This window comes from Serratia sp. CY29653 (genome assembly GCF_052169255.1).
Taxonomy (GTDB): Bacteria; Pseudomonadota; Gammaproteobacteria; order Enterobacterales; family Enterobacteriaceae; genus Serratia; species Serratia sarumanii.
Map to the genome: position 1 here is coordinate 2495771 of NZ_JBJNLC010000001.1, position 19246 is coordinate 2515016.

Genomic DNA, 19246 nt, shown 5'->3' on the forward strand with positions numbered 1-19246 from the left:
CAACAAAGTTAGGATTTATCTTAAACCCCTCGTCGCGATGACCGTAAACAACGCGCGATCCTGCAGGGTGTCCTACCTTTGATGATTAACTCACCCATCAGAGAGGCTGGCATGATTCAACTGGTACAAGCGGAGTACAACATCAAATCCGGTTATCCGATTGTTCGACGCACGTTGGAAGACAAGAAGAAACTGATTGAAAAACCGGGTTTCGGGCCGGAGTCCTGCTGCGCCACCATCGAATACCAGCTGCGCGGCAGCACTCGCTATGCCTTTGGCAATAGCCAGATGAAAATGGAGATGCCGCCGGATATCTACACCCATAACTGGGTCAAGCTTCATGCCGAAATGGCCGCGCTGGTTGCGGCGATAAGGCGCATCGAACGCTTTGACGCCGATAAGGAGCAGGTGCCGATCACCAACGTGTATATCGAGCTGCGCCCCTGCGAGGCCAACTGCATGCAGGCACTGCAAAATATCTTGCCCGACGGCACTACCGTCTATTACTCCTTCTTGCACCCAACCGAGGTGGAAGAATGGAAACGCAGCGCTCATGAACTCTGCGGTGTCTGAACGCCTTATCCCGTCGCGCTAACGCCCGGCACTAAAAGCGCTTGTTTCTCCCCGGTTTTGATCCGATGCTCGCTGGATAACAAACAGAGGAGAAAGAACATGCCCCGCCCTATTATCATCGATTGCGATCCCGGCCTCGACGACGCCATCGCGCTGGCCATGGCGCTGCATTCGCCGGAGCTGGACGTCAAAGCCATCACCACCTCCGCCGGCAACCAGACGCCGGAGAAAACCCTGCGTAACGCGCTGGGCCTGTTGACCCTGATGGGGCGCGAGGACATACCGGTCGCCGCCGGCGCCGGCAGCCCGCTGATGCGCGAGCTGGTGATCGCCGACTATGTCCACGGCAAAACCGGCATGGGCAACACCCACCTGCCGGCGCCGGCCCTCAAACCCGATCCCCGCGGCGCCGTCGAGCTGATCGCCGGCCTGCTGCGCGCCAGCCCGCAGCCGATAACCCTGGTGGTGACCGGCCCGATGACCAATATCGCCCTGCTGTTGGCCCAGCATGCCGAACTGAAAAGCCGCATCGAACGCATCGTATTTATGGGCGGCGGCATGAACGCCGGCAATACCACGCCGGTCGCGGAGTTCAACATCTTCGTCGATCCCGAAGCCGCCGAAATGGTGCTGAAATCCGGCGTGCCGCTGACCATGGCCGGCCTGAACGTCACCCATCAGGCGCTGGTGTTGCCGCAGGATATCGAACGCATTCGTCAGATAGCCAATCCGGTCGCGCAGGCGGTCGCGGAGATGCTCGATTTTTACCTGCCGCTGTATCTCAGCCACCCGCGCGGCCTGCCCGGCGCGGCGATGCACGATCCCTGCACCATCGCCTGGCTGCTGGCGCCGCAGCTGTTTACCGGCGTAGAGCGCTGGGTGGGGGTGGAAACCAAGGGGGAATACACCGCCGGCATGACGGTGGTGGACTATTTCCAACAAACCGGCAACGCGGCCAACGTGGAAGTGCTGACCGGCATCAACCGCGAAGGCTTTATTGATCTGCTGGCCGAGCGCGTAGCGCGTTATTGATCCCATCGGGGCGCATTCGCGCCCTAGTTCAATTTTTTTGATTTAACTCAGCGAATTTTTGCGCTATCACTGTCCCTGGCTTGCCTCTACCATGCGTTTACACCGACTGACATCGTTACCGATTAGACTTCGCCTGGAGATAAGCCAATGAGCCGCGTACTGGTCCTGAAATCAAGTATTCTGGGTGAATATTCCCAGTCTGGAAAATTAGTCGATTTTTTTGTTGAACAATGGCGTAAAACTCACCCTGAAGACAGGTTCACCGTACGCGATTTGGCCAACCCGACGCTGCCGGAGCTGGATGGTGAAGTGATGGCCGGTTTTACCGCCAGCGATAAACCGCTGACGCCGCACCAGCAAAGCACCCTGGCGCTGTCCGATGAGCTGATTGCCGAGCTGAAGTCGCACGACACGCTGATCATCAGCGCCCCGATGTACAACTTCAACATCCCGACGCAGCTGAAGATCTACTTCGATCTGATTGCCCGCGCCGGTCAGACGTTCCGCTATACCTCCGCCGGCGCCGAAGGGCTGGTGACAGGCAAGAAAGCGATCGTCATCTCCAGCCGCGGCGGCATCCACGCCGACACGCCGACGGACCTGATCACGCCGTACGTGAAGCTGTTCCTGGGCTTTATCGGCATCACCGACGTTGAATTCGTGCTGGCGGAAGGCTTCGCCTACGGCCCGGAAGCGGCGGAGAAAGCCGCCCAGGACAGCCGCATCGCGGTCGCGCAGAAAATCCCGGCCGGCGTCGCCGTACCGGCCAGCGCACCGGCGCAGGCGCAAGCCGCCCCGGCCACCGTCAGCGGCGGTTTCCTCAGCAACCTGCTGAAGAAACTGTTCCGCTAAACGCCGGCCTTAGCGTTCCCCGCCCTGCCGGGGAGCGCCATCAAGGTTCAAACGGCCGCCGCTGGAACTGGTCGTGGCCGCATTTCGGGCACAGCGGCAGCACCTCCGGCGTGTAGAACGCCAGGTGGTAGTGACACTGCTCGCACACCAGATTGCCCAGCCCCACCACTTCACCGCTGTGGTAAACGCCGTGGTGGCTGACATCCTTGAACACCTCGCGCCACTCCAGCTGGGTTTTGTCGGTGATATCCGCCAGTTCCTGCCACAGGCTCTCTTTGATCACCCGCATAAACACGCTGTCGGTAAACTCGTCCCGGCTCTCCTGATAGCTGCGGGCGAACTCTTCCAGATCGCGCCGCACCGCCTGCGTCACCTGCCGCACCTCATCGCGGGTCAGATCCTCGGCCTCGTTCAACCGCCGCTCCGCGCTGGCCACCAGTTCGTCGATATCGCGTTCACCGTTTTTCAGGCGTTCGGTCAGCGATGCCACCAATTCGCGGTAATACTGAGCAACCTTGTTCATAGACTCTCCTCGATAAACGCTGCGCCGGACTTGGCTGTAGGGATACCCCTAAGCTACTTGTTCTTATTTTAGCCGTAAATGACTGATGTCACTTGGCAAGACACGGGATCCGCAGGTTGTGAGCCGCGTCATGACGACGCTTTTTTTAAATGCGCCGAGTCAGGCGCTTGGAGTTGTTGCCGGGAGGTCTTATCAGCTATGCTATGCGGATCTACGAATACTAAATGTTCATTGCGTTGCCTCTGACCGGGGCAACGGTTTACACCTACAGGACCACCGGCCGCCATGCAAGAGCAATACCGTCCAGAAGACATAGAATCGAACGTACAGCTTCACTGGCAAGAGAAGCAGACTTTCAAAGTTACCGAAGACGACAGCAAGGAAAAGTACTACTGCCTATCCATGCTGCCTTACCCGTCCGGCCGACTGCACATGGGCCACGTTCGTAACTACACTATCGGCGACGTGATCTCGCGCTATCAGCGCATGCTGGGCAAAAACGTGCTGCAGCCGATCGGCTGGGATGCGTTCGGCCTGCCGGCGGAAGGCGCGGCGGTGAAAAACAACACCGCACCGGCCCCGTGGACCTATGACAACATCGAATACATGAAGAACCAGCTGAAATTGCTGGGCTTCGGCTACGACTGGGATCGCGAAATCGCCACCTGCCAGCCGGAATACTACCGCTGGGAACAGTGGTTCTTCACCAAGCTGTATGAAAAAGGCCTGGTCTACAAAAAGACCTCGGCGGTGAACTGGTGCCCGCACGATCTGACCGTGCTGGCCAACGAACAGGTTATCGACGGCTGCTGCTGGCGCTGCGACACCAAGGTCGAGCGTAAAGAGATCCCGCAGTGGTTCATCAAAATCACCGCCTACGCCGATCAGCTGCTGAACGATCTGGACACGCTTGAAAGCTGGCCGGAGCAGGTGAAAACCATGCAGCGCAACTGGATTGGCCGCTCCGAAGGCGTGGAAATCACCTTCGACGTGGCGGACAGCGAAGAGAAGCTGACGGTTTACACCACCCGTCCCGACACCTTCATGGGCGCCACCTACGTGGCGGTCGCCGCGGGCCACCCGCTGGCGCAACAAGGCGCGCGCAACAACCCGGCGCTGACCGACTTCATCGACGAATGCCGCAACACCAAAGTTGCCGAAGCCGAAATGGCGACGATGGAGAAGAAAGGCATGCCGACCGGCCTGTTCGTTGTCCACCCGCTGAGCGGCGAGAAGCTGCCGGTGTGGGTCGCCAACTTCGTGCTGATGGAATACGGCACCGGCGCCGTGATGGCGGTACCGGCGCACGACCAGCGCGACTGGGAATTCGCCACCAAATACGATTTGCCGATCAAACCGGTGATCCTGAACCTCGACGGCAGCCAGCCTGACGTGAGCGCCGAAGCGATGACCGACAAAGGCGCGCTGTTCAACTCCGGCGAGTTCGACGGCCTGGACAATGAAGCGGGCTTCAACGCCATCGCCGACAAACTGGTCGCCAAGGGCGTAGGCCAGCGCAAGGTCAACTACCGTCTGCGCGACTGGGGCGTTTCCCGTCAGCGTTACTGGGGCGCGCCAATCCCGATGGTGACGCTGGAAGACGGCACCGTGATGCCGACGCCGGAAGACCAGTTGCCGGTGATCCTGCCGGAAGACGTGGTCATGGACGGCATCACCAGCCCGATCAAGGCCGATCCTGAGTGGGCGAAGACCACCGTCGACGGCCAGCCGGCGCTGCGTGAAACCGATACTTTCGACACCTTTATGGAGTCTTCCTGGTACTACGCGCGCTACACCTGCCCGCAGTATGACCAAGGCATGCTGGATCCGGCCGCCGCCAACTACTGGCTGCCGGTCGATCAATATATCGGCGGCATCGAACACGCCATCATGCACCTGATGTACTTCCGCTTCTTCCACAAGCTGATGCGCGATGCGGGCCTGGTGGATTCCGACGAGCCGGCCAAGCGCCTGCTGTGTCAGGGCATGGTGTTGGCCGACGCCTTCTACTACACCGGCAACAGCGGCGAGCGCGTCTGGGTGTCCCCGGTTGACGCCACCGTCGAGCGCGACGACAAGGGTCGCATCATCAAGGCCACCGATCCGCAAGGCCGTGAACTGGTCTATGCTGGCATGAGCAAAATGTCGAAGTCGAAAAACAACGGCATCGACCCGCAGGAGATGGTGGAAAAATACGGCGCGGACACCGTGCGTCTGTTCATGATGTTCGCTTCACCGGCAGAAATGACGCTGGAGTGGCAGGAATCCGGCGTGGAAGGGGCTAACCGCTTCCTGAAACGCGTGTGGAAACTGGCCTACGATCACGTGGAAAAAGGCGCGGTGCAGCCGCTCGACGTGGCGGCGCTGAACGAAGATCAGAAAGCGCTGCGCCGCGATCTGCACAAAACCATCGCCAAGGTGACCGATGACATCGGCCGCCGTCAGACCTTCAACACCGCGATCGCCGCCGTGATGGAGCTGATGAACAAGCTGGCCCGCGCACCGCAGGAGAGCGAGCAGGATCGCGCGCTGCTGCAGGAAGCGCTGCTGGCCGTGGTTCGCATGCTGTATCCGTTCACCCCGCACGTATGCTTCACGCTGTGGCAAGCGCTGGGCGGCGAAGGCGACGTAGACACTGCGCCATGGCCGGTTGCCGACGAGCAGGCGATGGTCGAAGACTCCAAACTGGTGGTGGTGCAGGTGAACGGCAAGGTTCGCGCTAAAATCACCGTATCCGCCGATGCGACCGAAGAGCAGGTGCGCGCGCGCGCTGCCGAAGAGCATCTGGTGGCTAAATATCTGGACGGCGTCACGATTCGCAAAGTGATCTACGTTCCGGGCAAACTGCTTAACCTGGTTGTGGGTTAACACAAGGAGGAATTGTGCGACAACGCATTCTGACGCTGTTGCTGGGGTTGGCGGTGCTGGTCACCGCCGGCTGCGGTTTTCACCTGCGCGGCACCACGCAGGTGCCTAATGAAATGAAAACGCTGATCCTGGACAGCGCTGACCCTTACGGCCCGTTGACGCGCTCGGTGCGCGAACAGCTGCGTCTGAACGACGTGACTATCGTCAGCGATCCGAAGCGTAAAGACGTGCCTTCCCTGCGCATCGTCGGCGCGACGGAAAGCCAGGATACCGCTTCGATCTTCCAGGACGGTAAAACCGCCGAGTACCAGATGGTGTTGACCGTGCAGGCGCAGGTGCTGATCCCGGGCCATGACCTGTATCCGCTGTCGGTGAAAGTGTTCCGTTCCTTCTTCGACAACCCGTTGACCGCGCTGGCCAAGGACTCCGAACAGGAGATCATTCGCCAGGAAATGCGTGAGCAGGCGGCGCAACAGCTGGTGCGCAAACTGCTGGCCGTGCATGCGGCGGAAGAAGATAACCGGCAGAAAGCCGCTGCCGCCGGCGAACGAGCGGCAAGCCAAACCGCACAATGATCCGCATTTACCCGGAACAACTTGCCGCGCAGCTCCGAGAGGGGCTGCGCGCTTGTTATTTATTGAGCGGCAATGAACCGCTGCTGCTGCAGGAGAGCCAGGATTTGCTCCGGCAGGCCGCGCAACAGCAGCAGTTCAGCGAGCACTACAGCATTTCCCTCGACGCCCATACCGACTGGGACGCCATCTTCGGCATCTGCCAGGCGATGAGCCTGTTCGCCAGCCGCCAGACGCTGCTGCTGATCTTCCCGGAAAACGGCCCGACGGCGCCGATCGGCGAACAGCTGACCAAGCTCGCCACGCTGCTGCACGAGGATATCCTGCTGCTCCTGCGCGGCCCGCGCCTCACCAAAGCGCAGGAAAACAGCGCCTGGTTCAAGGCGCTCAGCCCGCACGGCGCCCTCGTCAGTTGCCAGACGCCGGAACAGGCGCAGCTGCCGCGCTGGGTCGCCACGCGCGCCAAGGCGATGAAGCTGGAGTTGGACGACGCCGCCAATCAGCTGCTGTGCTACTGCTACGAAGGTAACCTGCTGGCGCTGTCGCAGGCGCTGGAGCGGCTGTCGCTGCTGCACCCGGACGGCAAGCTCACGCTGCCGCGCGTCGAACAGGCGGTGAACGACGCCGCCCACTTCACGCCGTTCCACTGGCTGGATGCTCTGCTGGCCGGCAAGAGCAAGCGCGCCTGGCATATTTTGCAGCAGCTGCAGCAAGAAGACGTGGAGCCGGTGATCCTGCTGCGCACCCTGCAGCGCGAACTGCTGCTGTTGCTGACGCTGCAGCGCCGCATGGCTTCCGCGCCGCTGCGCACGCTGTTCGATCAGCACAAGGTCTGGCAGAACCGCCGCCCGCTGGTGACCCAGGCGCTGCAACGCCTGTCCGGCCCCCAGCTGCAGCAGGCGGTACAGCTGCTGACGCAAATCGAGCTGACCCTCAAGCAGGACTATGGCCAGTCGGTCTGGCCGGAACTGGAAACCCTGTCGATGCTGCTGTGCGGCAAACCCCTGGCCACGAGTTTTACCGATGCCCACTAACCCGGAACACCCCACCGTTTTGCACGCGCTGTTCGGCGGCACCTTTGACCCGATCCACTACGGCCACCTGCGGCCGGTGGAAGCGTTGGCCGCCGAAGTGGGCCTGAATCGCGTCACGCTGCTGCCTAACCACGTGCCGCCGCACCGCCCGCAGCCGGAGGCCAATGCGCAGCAGCGCCTGAAGATGGTCGAGCTGGCGATCGCCGGCAATCCGCTGTTTGCCGTCGACGATCGCGAACTGCACCGCACCACCCCCTCCTACACCATCGAGACGTTGGAAACGATTCGTAAAGAGCGTGGCGCCGCCCAGCCGCTGGCGTTTATCATTGGTCAGGACTCGCTGCTGACGCTGCATAAGTGGCACCGCTGGCAGGCGCTGCTGGACGTGTGTCATCTGCTGGTGCTGGCGCGCCCGGGCTATAACGATCGCATGGACACGCCGGAACTGCAGCAGTGGCTGGAACGCCATCGCACCGCCGACCCGGCGCTGCTCAGCCGTCGCCCGCACGGCCATATCTATTTGGCCGATACGCCGGAACTGGAAATTTCTGCCACCGAGATCCGTCAGCGCCGCCATCAGGGCCTCAACTGCGACGACCTGCTGCCACGCCCGGTGCAGCGCTATATCGAGTTGCAGGGTTTATATCGCTAGCGAAAGGTGCGTGATATACTGCGCCGCTATTTTTCAGGTATCCGCTGAAAACCCCGGAAACCTTAGCTGGCCGGGCAGTCACCAGTTAGCTGGCTTTCAGCGGCAGCCTGCCGAAACCATTATCCGGTTACGCCGCGGCGCGCGCAGTTTGCCCGCCGCAGCCGACTGAACAGAACACACCCGAGGGGGAACCTTTGCAAGGTAAAGCGCTCCAAGATTTCGTCATCGATAAAATCGATGATCTGAAAGGCCAAGACATTATCGCTCTGGACGTCCAGGGCAAATCCAGCATCACCGACTGCATGATCATCTGCACCGGCACCTCGACTCGCCACGTGATGTCGATCGCCAGCCACGTGGTGCAGGAATCCCGTGCCGCGGGCATGGAGCTGTACGGCATGAAAGGCCAGGAAGCCTCCGACTGGATCGTGGTCGATCTGGGCGAAGTGATCGTGCACGTGATGCAGGAAGAGAGCCGTCGCCTGTACGAGCTGGAAAAACTCTGGAGCTAAGCGGTGAAACTGCAATTGGTGGCGGTCGGCACCAAAATGCCAGACTGGGTGCAAACCGGCTTTATGGATTACCTGCACCGCTTTCCCAAAGATATGCCGTTTGAGCTGACCGAGATCCCGGCGGGCAAACGCGGCAAAAACGCCGACATCAAGCGCATTCTGGACAAGGAAGGCGAACAGATGCTGGCGGCGGTGGGCAAAGGCAACCGCATCGTTACGCTGGATATCCCAGGCACGCCGTGGGAAACGCCGCAGCTGGCGCAGCAGCTTGAACGCTGGAAGCAGGATGGCCGCAACGTCAGCTTACTGATCGGCGGCCCGGAAGGGCTGGCGCCCGCCTGCAAAGCCGCTGCCGAGCAAAGCTGGTCACTGTCTCCGCTGACGCTGCCGCATCCTTTGGTGCGCGTCCTGGTGGCCGAAAGCCTCTACCGCGCCTGGAGTATTACTACAAATCATCCTTACCACCGGGAATAGCCGGTGGTGACCGTGACAGAGTGAAATAAAGCAGCGGGATGAAAATAGAACGTAACCCTTTTCGCGACTATACGGCTGAATCCGCCCTGTTTGTACGCCGCGCCCTGGTGGCGTTTCTGGGCATCCTGGTGCTGTCCGGCATCCTGATCGCCAACCTGTATAATCTGCAAGTGCTCCGCGTCGAGGATTACCGCACCCGCTCCAACGAAAACCGCATTAAGCTGGTGCCCATCGCGCCCAGCCGCGGCATTATCTACGATCGCAACGGCACCCCGCTGGCGCTCAACCGCACCATTTATCAGCTGGAGCTGATGCCGGAGAAGGTTGACGATCTCAAAGCCACGCTGCAGGCGCTGCGCACGGTGGTCGATCTGACCGACGACGACATCACCAATTTCGAAAAAGAGCGCAAGCGTTCGCGCCGCTTCGTCTCCATTCCGGTGAAAACCGCGCTGACCGAGGTGCAGGTCGCCCGCTTTGCGGTCAATCAGTTCCGCTTCCCCGGCGTGGAAGTGAAAGGTTACCAGCGCCGCTACTATCCTTACGGCTCCGCCCTCACCCACGTCACCGGCTACGTGTCGAAGATCAACGACCGCGACGTCGAACGCCTGGACAAAGACGGCAAACTGGCCAACTACGCCGCCACCCACGATATCGGCAAACTGGGCATCGAACGCTATTACGAAGACACGCTGCACGGCAAAACCGGTTACGAAGAGGTTGAAGTCAACAACCGCGGCCGGGTAATCCGCCAATTGCACGAGCAGCCGCCTTCCGCCGGTCAGGACGTCTACCTGACGCTCGATCTTGAGTTGCAGCGCTACATCGAGCAGTTGCTGGTGGGCAGCCGCGCCGCGGTGGTGGTGAGCGATCCGCGCACCGGCGCCATCCTGGCGATGGTGTCCAACCCGAGCTACGATCCGAACCTGTTCGTGGACGGCATTTCCAGCAAGGATTATCAGGGGTTGCTGAACGATCCGAATCGCCCGCTGATCAACCGCGCCACGCAAGGGGTTTACCCGCCCGCGTCGACGGTGAAACCTTATATCGCAGTGTCGGCACTCAGCGCCGGCGTGATCACCAAGAACACCGTGGTGTTCGATCCCGGCTGGTGGCAACTGCCCGGCTCGGAAAAACGCTTCCGCGACTGGAAAAAATGGGGCCACGGCCGCCTGAACGTCACCAAGGCGCTGGAAGAGTCCGCGGATACCTACTTCTATCAGGTCGCCTATGACATGGGGATCGATCGGCTGTCGAGCTGGCTGACCAAATTCGGTTACGGCCAGTACACCGGCATCGATCTGGCCGAAGAGCGTTCCGGCCTGATGCCGACGCGCGAATGGAAGCTGAAACGCTATAAAAAACCGTGGTATCAGGGCGACACCATTCCGGTGGGCATCGGCCAGGGCTACTGGACCGCCACGCCGATCCAGATGGCCAAGGCGCTGAACACCCTGATCAACGACGGCACCGTCAAAACGCCGCACCTGCTGCAGAGCACCCGCGTCAACGGCGCGCTGGTGCCGTTCAAACAGGAAGAGAGCACGCAGATCGGCGATATTCACTCCGGCTTCTGGGAAATCGCCAAAGACGGCATGTACGGGGTGGCCAACCGTCCGAACGGGACGGCGCGCAAGTACTTTGCGGACGCACCTTATAAAGCCGCGGCGAAATCGGGTACCGCACAGGTATTCGGCTACGAAACCTACAACGCCCACAAACTGGCGGAGCACCTGCGCGATCACAAGCTGATGACCGCCTTCGCGCCGTTCAACAACCCGACGGTGTCGGTCGCCATCATTCTGGAAAACGGCGGCTCCGGTCCGGCAGTGGGCACCATCACCCGCCAGATCCTCGACCATATCATGCTGGGCGACAACAATACGCAATTGCCAAGCGAGGCCCCGCTGCCGCCTGGCGTAGAAGGTGACTAAGGTAGAACATGACTGAAAGCCAACAAAAAGGCTCGATCTGGACCAAAATCCACATCGACCCGACGTTCCTGCTGCTGATCCTGGCCCTGCTGGTCTACAGCGCCTTCGTGATGTGGAGCGCCAGCGGCCAGGACATCGGCATGATGGAGCGCAAGATCGGGCAGATCGTCATGGGGCTGATCGTGATGGCCGTCATGGCGCAAATCCCGCCGCGCGTGTACGAAAGCTGGGCGCCCTATCTCTATATCTTCTGCGTGATTTTGCTGATCCTGGTAGACGCCTTCGGGCAGATCAGTAAAGGCGCGCAGCGCTGGCTGGATCTGGGCGTGGTGCGCTTCCAGCCGTCGGAAATCGCCAAGATCGCCGTGCCGCTGATGGTGGCGCGCTTTATGAACCGCGACGTCTGCCCGCCTTCGCTGAAAAACACCGCCATCGCGCTGGTGCTGATCTTCCTGCCGACGCTGCTGGTGGCCGCACAGCCGGATCTGGGCACCTCGATCCTGATCGCCGCCTCCGGGTTGTTCGTGCTGTTCCTGTCGGGCATGAGCTGGAAACTGATCGCCGTCGCCGCCGTCGCGCTGGCGGCCTTTATCCCGGTGCTGTGGTTCTTCCTGATGCACGGTTATCAACGCGACCGCGTAATGATGCTGCTCGATCCGGAAAGCGACCCGCTCGGCGCCGGCTACCACATCATTCAGTCGAAGATCGCCATCGGCTCCGGCGGCCTGTCCGGCAAGGGCTGGCTGCACGGCACTCAGTCGCAGCTGGAGTTCCTGCCGGAGCGCCATACCGACTTTATCTTCGCCGTGTTGGCCGAAGAGCTGGGGCTGATCGGGGTATTGGTGCTGCTGGCGCTCTACCTGCTGGTGATCATTCGCGGGTTGATGATCGCCGCCAAGGCGCAAACCACCTTCGGCCGCGTGATGGTTGGCGGCTTGATGCTGATTTTGTTCGTTTATGTCTTTGTTAACATCGGTATGGTCAGTGGCATTTTGCCGGTAGTTGGCGTACCTTTGCCTCTGGTCAGTTACGGGGGTTCGGCGCTGATAGTGTTGATGGCCGGTTTCGGCATCATCATGTCGATCCACACGCATCGGAAAATGCTGTCTAAAAGTTTATAAGAGGTGAGTAATGCGTAAGGAATGGCTTTGGATCGGCGTCGCGGCGGTGTTGCTCTCCGCCTGTACCGCCCCGACCACGGAACAGCAGGCGCCACAGCAGCCGTACAACGGCCCGGTGGTGGAAATCGGTGGCGTCGAGCCTCAATATGAACCCTATAACCCTAACAACATGCAGGATTATAAGGTTAATGGCGATACTTACCGCATCGTAAAAGATCCGCAGAACTTCTCGCAGACCGGCCTGGCGTCCTGGTATGGCGAAGAGGCCAACGGCAACACCACGGCGCTGGGTGAGCAGTTCGATCCCAACGGCCTGACCGCGGCGCACCCAACGCTGCCAATCCCAAGCTATGTGCGCGTCACCAACCTGGCCAACGGCCGTCAGCTGGTGGTGCGCGTCAACGATCGCGGGCCATACACCAAGGGCCGCATCATCGATCTGTCGAAAGCCGCCGCCAACCGCCTCAACCTGTCCAACAACACCAAGGTCAAAGTCGATTTCATCAACGTGGCGCCGGACGGCACGCTGAGCGGCCCGGGCACCATCGGCACCATCGTGGCGAAACAGAGTTACGCCCTGCCGGCACGTCCGGATCTCGGCGCCAGCGGCATGGGCACCCCAATCCAGCAGGACGTGCCGGTCGCCGGCGGCGCGGCGGTGCGCCCGATCGATAACAGCACCCTGCGCACCGACGATGGCGCTCCGGCAAACGCCGGCAACGGCCGCAGCGGTTTCCTCGGCGCGCCAAGCGCAGTACCGGCCGGCGTACTGGAAGGTTCCGAACCTGAAGCCGCCGCCGTGGCCGCTCCGGTTGCGGCCGGCGCTGCGGCGGCCGGCATGGCGGCCGCTTCTTCCTCCGGCGGTTACGTGGTGCAGGTCGGTGCGCTGAGCAGCGCCGAACGCGCCCAGAGCTGGCAGCAAAGCCTGAGCCAACAGTTTGGCGTGCCGGGCAAAGTGGCGGCCAACGGCAACGTTTATCGCGTCCAGCTCGGCCCATTCAGCAGCCGTCAGCAGGCGGCCCAGCTGCAGCAACGCCTGGCCAGCGAAGCGCAACAACAGTCTTTCGTTACTGCTGCACCCTAAGCGTTATGCCCGGCGGGCATTCGCGGCTGATAAGCGGTTATTTAGCTGAAACATTTTCTTGCAGCTAAAAGGTCTTTAACCGCAATTAGTCAGATGAATGGATAATGCCTGCCGGGATCGCATCTGCTATAGTGTGGCTCGTTTTTTAACTTTACTTTCACGGATGTTGTAGTCCCGATCATGAAACAAGTAACTTCTTTTCGCTTAATCAAAAGCATCGCACTCGGCACCGTTATCGCAATGAGCGCAGCCTCCGTTGCACATGCCGATGACGTTAACATCAAAACCATGATCCCAGGTGTCCCGCAGATCGATGCGGAAGCGTACATCCTGATTGATTACAACTCCGGCAAGGTGCTGGCCGAGATGAACGCCGACGCGCGTCGCGATCCGGCCAGCCTGACCAAAATGATGACCAGCTACGTCATCGGCCAGGCGCTAAAAGCGGGTAAAATCGGCCAGGACGATCTGGTGACCGTCGGTCAGGACGCCTGGGCGACCGGCAACCCGGTGTTCAAAGGCTCCTCGCTGATGTTCCTGAAGCCGGGCGATCGCGTGCCGGTCTCCAAGCTGACCCGCGGCATCAACCTGCAATCCGGTAACGACGCCTGCGTGGCGATGGCCGACTACGTCGCCGGCAGCCAGGACGCGTTCGTTAACCTGATGAACACCTACGTCAGCAAGCTGGGCCTGCAGAACACCCACTTCCAGACGGTACACGGCCTTGATGCCCAGGGCCAGTACAGCTCGGCGCGCGACATGGCGCTGATCGGCCAGGCGCTGATCCGCGACGTGCCGGACGAGTACGCGATTTACAAAGAAAAAGAGTTCACCTTCAACAATATCCGCCAGATGAACCGCAACGGTCTGCTGTGGGATAACAGCCTGAACGTCGACGGCATCAAAACCGGCCACACCGACGCGGCGGGTTACAACCTGGTGGCTTCGGCGACCGAAGGCCAGATGCGCCTGATCTCCGCCGTGATGGGCGGCCGCACCTACAAAGGCCGCGAAGCCGAGAGCAAGAAACTGCTGACCTGGGGCTTCCGCTTCTTCGAAACCGTGGCGCCGCTGAAGGTCGGTAAAGAGTTCGCCTCCGAGCCGGTCTGGTTCGGCGATGCCGACCGCGTTGAGCTGGGCGTGGACAAAGACGTCTACCTGACCATCCCGCGCGGCCGCATGAAAGATCTGAAGGCCAGCTATGTGCTGAACACGCCGGAAATTCACGCGCCGCTGGCGAAAAACCAGGTGGTCGGCAGCATCAACTTCCAGCTGGACGGCAAAACCATCGACCAGCGTCCGCTGGTGGTGATGAACGAAGTGAAAGAAGGCGGTTTCTTCAGCCGCATCGTGGACTACATCAAACTGATGTTCCACCACTGGTTCGGTTAACGGTTGAAACGGGCGAAATTGGCCCCATATAGTGAATAACACTAACTCCCGCCCCGGCGGGAGTTATACTTTATAGATTAGCTAGCACTCTGGAGCGCACGCACATGCAAAAAACTAAACTGAACGAACTGCTCGAATTCCCTTGCCCGTTTACCTACAAGGTGATGGGCCTGGCGCAGCCTGAGCTGGTTGACCAGGTAGTTGAAGTGGTGCAGCGCCATGCGCCGGGCGACTACAACCCGCAGGTCAAGCCGAGCAGCAAAGGCAACTACCACTCGGTCTCCATCACCATCAACGCCACTCACATCGAGCAGGTCGAAACCCTGTACGAAGAGTTGGGCAACATTGAAATTGTTCGCATGGTGCTGTAATTCCAGCATAAACCCCTGCTTATCAACCCGGGACGGCGCAGCGTCTTCCCGGGTTGCGCATTTTTGGTCAGCGAAAGGCTGGCCGCAGACCGGAGCGCCCGGTATAATGGCTTTACCACTTCTGTAACCTGACGATGACTCTTTTGCAACCAGACAAGATCATTTTGCGTCAGCTGGGGTTGCAGCCCTACGCGCCTGTATCCCAAGCCATGCATAACTTCACCGACAGTCGTACCGAGACCACGCCGGACGAGCTGTGGCTGGTGCAGCATCACCCGGTGTTCACCCAGGGCCAGGCTGGCAAAGCCGAGCATGTGCTGATGCCCGGCGATATCCCGGTGATTCAGAGCGATCGCGGCGGCCAGGTGACCTACCACGGGCCGGGCCAGCAGGTGATGTACGTGATGGTCGATCTGAAACGCAACAAGGTCGGCGTACGCCAATTGGTCACGGCGATAGAAGATACGGTTATCAACACCCTCGCCCACTTCCGCCTCGAATCGCGCGCCCGTCCGGATGCGCCGGGCGTGTACGTGGGGGAGCAGAAAATCTGTTCGTTGGGTTTGCGGATCCGCAAAGGCAGCTCATTCCACGGCCTGGCCCTGAATGTGGCGATGGATCTCAGCCCCTTCCAACGCATCAACCCTTGCGGTTACGCCGGCATGCAAATGACGCAGATCAGCGCGCTGGCGCCCGGCGTTGGCATTGAAGACATACACCCAATCCTGGTACAGGAATTTGTTCATTTACTCGGCTACCAGACGGTCGAGCTTCGTAACTGGAACCTGCACGATTATGAGTAAACCAATTCAGATGGAACGCGGCGTCAAATACCGCGATGCTGACAAAATGGCGCTGATCCCGGTCAAAACGGTGGTCACCGAACGGCAGGAGCTGTTGCGTAAACCCGAGTGGATGAAGATCAAACTGCCTGCCGACTCAACGCGCATTCAGGGCATCAAAGCCGCCATGCGTAAAAACGGCCTGCACTCCGTCTGTGAGGAAGCCTCGTGCCCTAACCTGTCCGAGTGTTTCAACCACGGCACTGCCACCTTCATGATCCTCGGCGCCATCTGTACCCGCCGCTGCCCGTTCTGCGACGTGGCCCACGGCCGCCCGATCGCGCCAGACGCCAACGAGCCGGAAAAGCTGGCGCAAACCATCGCCGACATGGCGCTGCGTTATGTGGTGATCACCTCGGTTGACCGCGACGATCTGCGCGACGGCGGCGCTCAACACTTTGCCGACTGCATCTCGGCCATCCGCGCCAAGAGCCCGAACATCAAAATTGAAACGCTGGTGCCGGACTTCCGCGGCCGTATGGATCGCGCGCTGGAAATCCTCACCGCCACGCCGCCGGACGTATTCAACCACAACCTGGAAAACGTGCCGCGCGTATATCGCCAGGTGCGCCCAGGCGCCAACTACGAGTGGTCGCTGAAGCTGCTGGAGCGCTTTAAAGAAGCGCACCCGGATATCCCGACCAAATCAGGCCTGATGGTCGGCCTGGGCGAAACCAACGCGGAAATCGTCGAAGTCATGCGCGATCTGCGCCGCCACGGCGTGACCATGCTGACGCTGGGGCAATACCTGCAGCCGAGCCGTCACCACCTGCCGGTGCAGCGCTACGTCAGCCCGGCCGAGTTCGACGAGATGAAAGAAGAAGCGATGGCGATGGGCTTCACCCACGCCGCCTGCGGCCCGTTCGTGCGTTCGTCTTACCACGCCGATCTGCAGGCCAAAGGGATGGAAGTGAAATAACGCGTAATAGTTTGTTACGCTAAAGACGGCGGAAACGCCAAAAAACGGATGTCCGCAAGGCATCCGTTTTTTATTGCGTGCCACCAGGCGGGGCTAAACGTCTTTCTTTTCGACGCTCTGCTGAGCGGACTGGCTTTCGGCGGCGTTGTTGCCGGCGGCCGGCGGCGTGCTGTCGTCGCCCACGGCTTTTTTAAAGCCTTTCAGCGCCGCGCCAAGATCGGCGCCGAGCGTGCGCAGTTTGCTGGTGCCGAACAGTAAAATCACCAACACCGCAATCACCAGAAGTTTGGTAATGCTGATACCTTCCATACTCACCTTCTTATCATAGAGCGCTGCGTGAACAGCGAGAAAAACTGACCTTGCCTGCGAATATTTAGCGACTTTCCTTCGGCTCGCACAACAGCAACATGTAACAGAGTGAGATCCGTCGCAGGAATGCCACGCGGCCGCACGGCGCGGATTCCAGACTATTCTTAGTTTATCGCCCGCATGATACGCTGCCGTGATACTTATCAGGGAGATGCCGGATGTATATTGCTCCACCCATTTTCGATGCCCGAAAATCCGGCCTCAGCTTCGCCAAACGCACCTATCTGCCCCGCGTCGCCGGCCTGGGACTCGGCTTTATCTGCGTCTGCGCCGCGCTCTACCCCTTGGCTCCGCCCACGGCGGTCTGGCTATTGCTGGCCTTTCACGGCTTTCTCTGGCCGCATCTCGCCTACCGCCTGGCCCGCCGCGCCAAAGATCCGTTCAAAGCCGAGATCCGCAACCTGCTGATCGACTCCGCCTTCGGTGGCTTCTGGGCCGCGATGATGGCGTTCAATGCGCTGCCGGCGATCGTCATCCTGTCGATGATGAGCATGAACAACATCGCCTCCGCCGGCAAAGCGCTGTTTGTCAAAGGGTTGGCGATTCAATTGGCCACGGCGGCGCTGACCGGCGCGCTGCTCGGCTTCCCGTTTCAACCGCACAGCACGCCGCTGCAAATCTATCTGTGCCTGCCGATGATCTACCTGTACCCGACGCTGCTCGGGCTGGTGACCTACCGCACCGCCAAGCGGCTGGCGGAAAAGAAACAGGAGCTGCAACGCATCAGCACTCGCGATGGGCTGACCGGCTTGTACAACCGCCGCCACTGGGAGCACCTGCTGCATCGCCAGTTTGACAGCTGCCGCCGCTACCAGGACAACGCCACGCTGATCCTGATGGATATCGATCGCTTCAAAACCATCAACGACACCTTCGGCCACGCTTTAGGGGATGAGGCCCTGGCGGCGCTGGCGGAAGAGCTGCTGATCGGCTTGCGCAACGTGGATATCGTCGGGCGCTACGGCGGCGACGAGTTTGGCGCGGTGCTGCCGAACACCAGCGCCGAACAGGCGGTAACCGTCCTGCGGCGCATCCAGCAGCGGCTGGACGCCGTCATCTTCAAAGAGGCGCCACAGCTGCGGCTGCAGATCAGCGCCGGCATCGCCAACTACCACCCCGCGCTGGGCGGTTATCTGGACTGGCTGAAAGCGGCCGACGGCGCGCTTTACCGGGCGAAGCAAAATGGCCGTAACCGGCTGGAAACGGCGCCGCCGACGGGCGACTAACTTACTGGTTTAATAACTTGGCAAAATACTTCGGCGCTTCGACAAAGCCTTCACGCCGGTAAAACGCATGCGCCCGCTCGCTTTCCACCGCCACCAGCAGCGCCTCGGTGCAGGGATAATCCAGCGCCGTCATTAATTCGGCGATCGCTCAGGCGCGCCGTTCTGATTTTCATGGGGTGACCTCGCAGATTGTCGATACTACAAAATAGGCGGCGTTAGGTGTAACATCCATCCGGTGCGGCGAAAAAGGCCGTGCGGCACGCTGGAGATGACATTCCTCCCTAACCGCCTTCACAGGCTGATGATGTCTACGTAACCTCTCGGAGAGAGGCGCGTAGCGTTACGCCTGTCCCTTTCCGAGCCCCGTGAATTTCTCTGATTGAAAGGGAGTTGCCCCATGTTGAGCTCTTTACTGGCCGTATTTATCGGCGGCGGCGTCGGCAGCGTTTTGCGCTGGGCGGTAAGCATGAAAATGAACCCGCTGAACGCCCACATTCCGCTCGGTACGCTGATGGTCAATCTGATCGGCGGTTTTATCATCGGCCTGGCGATGGCGATTTTCACCCGCATGACGCATCTGGATCCCACCTGGAAATTGCTGATCACCACCGGGTTCTGCGGCGGCCTGACCACCTTCTCCACCTTTTCGCTGGAGGTGGTGTACCTGATGCAGGATGGCCGCTTCGGCTGGGCGCTGGCCAACATGCTGCTCAACCTGGCCGGCTCGCTGGCGATGACGCTGCTGGCTTTCATGCTGGTGATGTGGGCCAACGGGCGCTAAGCCCTTAATGTTTCCTTAATCTTGCATGCGCATAATCTCATCCAGTACTCCTGACTGGATGAGAAACCGCTATGTTTAGCCTGCCGAAAACCGCCGCCGAAGCGATTGCCGTTGC

21 protein-coding genes and 1 riboswitch are annotated in these 19246 nt (G+C 60.3%); of the genes, 18 read left to right on the top strand and 3 right to left on the bottom strand.

Translation table 11 applies throughout. From position 1 onward, the window contains the following. The first annotated feature begins 111 nt into the window (after positions 1–111). The 3 genes from ACJ8HN_RS12060 (at position 112) to ACJ8HN_RS12070 (ending at position 2457) form a co-directional block, all read left to right on the top strand. A complete protein-coding gene (locus tag ACJ8HN_RS12060) occupies positions 112–573 on the top strand; it encodes a hypothetical protein (protein ID WP_038877460.1) in 462 nt (153 codons plus the stop codon). A 99-nt stretch (positions 574–672) separates the two neighbouring features. Beyond that, on the top strand, positions 673–1605 hold the full coding sequence (gene rihA / locus ACJ8HN_RS12065) for a pyrimidine-specific ribonucleoside hydrolase RihA (RefSeq protein ID WP_442523453.1): 933 nt from the start codon (positions 673–675) through the stop codon (positions 1603–1605). A gap of 147 nt (positions 1606–1752) precedes the next feature. Further along, positions 1753–2457, top strand: a complete 705-nt coding sequence (locus tag ACJ8HN_RS12070) for an FMN-dependent NADH-azoreductase (RefSeq protein WP_442523454.1) — start codon at positions 1753–1755, stop codon at positions 2455–2457. 40 nt (positions 2458–2497) lie between these two features. On the opposite strand, the gene ACJ8HN_RS12075 is transcribed toward ACJ8HN_RS12070, so the two are convergent. Then, positions 2498–2980 carry a zinc ribbon-containing protein gene (locus ACJ8HN_RS12075; protein ID WP_025301844.1) on the bottom strand — a complete coding sequence of 161 codons (483 nt, stop codon included), beginning with the start codon at positions 2978–2980 and terminating at the stop codon, positions 2498–2500. A gap of 285 nt (positions 2981–3265) precedes the next feature. Here ACJ8HN_RS12075 and leuS point away from each other — a divergent pair, with 285 nt between their 5' ends. The 13 genes from leuS to lipA all read left to right on the top strand — a co-directional run bounded on the left by leuS (position 3266) and on the right by lipA (position 16755). Then, positions 3266–5848 (top strand): leucine--tRNA ligase, encoded by a 2583-nt coding sequence (gene leuS, locus ACJ8HN_RS12080; RefSeq protein ID WP_033637432.1) that lies wholly within the window; start codon positions 3266–3268, stop codon positions 5846–5848. Positions 5849–5862: 14 nt separating this feature from the next. Next, positions 5863–6423: an LPS assembly lipoprotein LptE gene (gene lptE, locus ACJ8HN_RS12085; protein WP_033637431.1), complete on the top strand. Its 561-nt coding sequence runs from the start codon at positions 5863–5865 to the stop codon at positions 6421–6423. After that, positions 6420–7454 carry a DNA polymerase III subunit delta gene (holA, locus tag ACJ8HN_RS12090; RefSeq protein ID WP_442523455.1) on the top strand — a complete coding sequence of 345 codons (1035 nt, stop codon included), beginning with the start codon at positions 6420–6422 and terminating at the stop codon, positions 7452–7454. The genes lptE and holA overlap by 4 nt, the downstream gene beginning before the upstream one ends. Continuing rightward, positions 7444–8106: a nicotinate-nucleotide adenylyltransferase gene (gene nadD, locus ACJ8HN_RS12095; RefSeq protein ID WP_015376938.1), complete on the top strand. Its 663-nt coding sequence runs from the start codon at positions 7444–7446 to the stop codon at positions 8104–8106. The genes holA and nadD overlap by 11 nt, the downstream gene beginning before the upstream one ends. Before the next feature lie 194 nt (positions 8107–8300). After that, on the top strand, positions 8301–8618 hold the full coding sequence (rsfS, locus tag ACJ8HN_RS12100) for a ribosome silencing factor (protein WP_016928774.1): 318 nt from the start codon (positions 8301–8303) through the stop codon (positions 8616–8618). A 3-nt stretch (positions 8619–8621) separates the two neighbouring features. Further along, complete coding sequence (rlmH, locus tag ACJ8HN_RS12105; RefSeq protein ID WP_004940002.1) at positions 8622–9092, top strand: 23S rRNA (pseudouridine(1915)-N(3))-methyltransferase RlmH; 471 nt, start codon at positions 8622–8624, stop codon at positions 9090–9092. Between the two features lie 38 nt (positions 9093–9130). Continuing rightward, positions 9131–11026 carry a peptidoglycan DD-transpeptidase MrdA gene (gene mrdA / locus ACJ8HN_RS12110; RefSeq protein ID WP_033637428.1) on the top strand — a complete coding sequence of 632 codons (1896 nt, stop codon included), beginning with the start codon at positions 9131–9133 and terminating at the stop codon, positions 11024–11026. Between the two features lie 8 nt (positions 11027–11034). After that, on the top strand, positions 11035–12147 hold the full coding sequence (gene mrdB / locus ACJ8HN_RS12115) for a peptidoglycan glycosyltransferase MrdB (protein WP_004940006.1): 1113 nt from the start codon (positions 11035–11037) through the stop codon (positions 12145–12147). A 10-nt stretch (positions 12148–12157) separates the two neighbouring features. Further along, positions 12158–13231, top strand: a complete 1074-nt coding sequence (rlpA, locus tag ACJ8HN_RS12120; protein ID WP_442523456.1) for an endolytic peptidoglycan transglycosylase RlpA — start codon at positions 12158–12160, stop codon at positions 13229–13231. A gap of 180 nt (positions 13232–13411) precedes the next feature. Beyond that, complete coding sequence (dacA, locus tag ACJ8HN_RS12125; RefSeq protein ID WP_033637426.1) at positions 13412–14623, top strand: D-alanyl-D-alanine carboxypeptidase DacA; 1212 nt, start codon at positions 13412–13414, stop codon at positions 14621–14623. Positions 14624–14727: 104 nt separating this feature from the next. Next, positions 14728–14994: a DUF493 family protein YbeD gene (ybeD, locus tag ACJ8HN_RS12130; protein ID WP_033637425.1), complete on the top strand. Its 267-nt coding sequence runs from the start codon at positions 14728–14730 to the stop codon at positions 14992–14994. Between the two features lie 134 nt (positions 14995–15128). Then, a complete protein-coding gene (gene lipB / locus ACJ8HN_RS12135; RefSeq protein ID WP_442523457.1) occupies positions 15129–15797 on the top strand; it encodes a lipoyl(octanoyl) transferase LipB in 669 nt (222 codons plus the stop codon). Beyond that, the gene (gene lipA / locus ACJ8HN_RS12140) at positions 15790–16755 is read left to right on the top strand and encodes a lipoyl synthase (RefSeq protein WP_025301835.1); all 966 of its coding nucleotides are present in this window, start codon (positions 15790–15792) and stop codon (positions 16753–16755) included. Before lipB ends, lipA begins: the two co-directional genes overlap by 8 nt. A gap of 93 nt (positions 16756–16848) precedes the next feature. On the opposite strand, the gene tatA is transcribed toward lipA, so the two are convergent. Then, entirely contained in the window at positions 16849–17064 is a 216-nt protein-coding gene (tatA, locus tag ACJ8HN_RS12145) for a Sec-independent protein translocase subunit TatA (protein ID WP_004940019.1), read from the bottom strand. A 218-nt stretch (positions 17065–17282) separates the two neighbouring features. Between tatA and ACJ8HN_RS12150 the strand changes: the two genes are divergently transcribed. Then, a complete protein-coding gene (locus tag ACJ8HN_RS12150; protein ID WP_060438993.1) occupies positions 17283–18350 on the top strand; it encodes a diguanylate cyclase in 1068 nt (355 codons plus the stop codon). A gap of 1 nt (position 18351) precedes the next feature. Here ACJ8HN_RS12150 and ACJ8HN_RS12155 read toward each other — a convergent pair whose 3' ends face one another. Then, positions 18352–18483 (bottom strand): hypothetical protein, encoded by a 132-nt coding sequence (locus tag ACJ8HN_RS12155; protein ID WP_442523458.1) that lies wholly within the window; start codon positions 18481–18483, stop codon positions 18352–18354. 122 nt (positions 18484–18605) lie between these two features. Beyond that, positions 18606–18668, top strand: a riboswitch (Fluoride riboswitch). Positions 18669–18747: 79 nt separating this feature from the next. Here ACJ8HN_RS12155 and crcB point away from each other — a divergent pair. Continuing rightward, positions 18748–19131: a fluoride efflux transporter CrcB gene (gene crcB / locus ACJ8HN_RS12160; protein ID WP_039566950.1), complete on the top strand. Its 384-nt coding sequence runs from the start codon at positions 18748–18750 to the stop codon at positions 19129–19131. Positions 19132–19246: the final 115 nt, after the last annotated feature.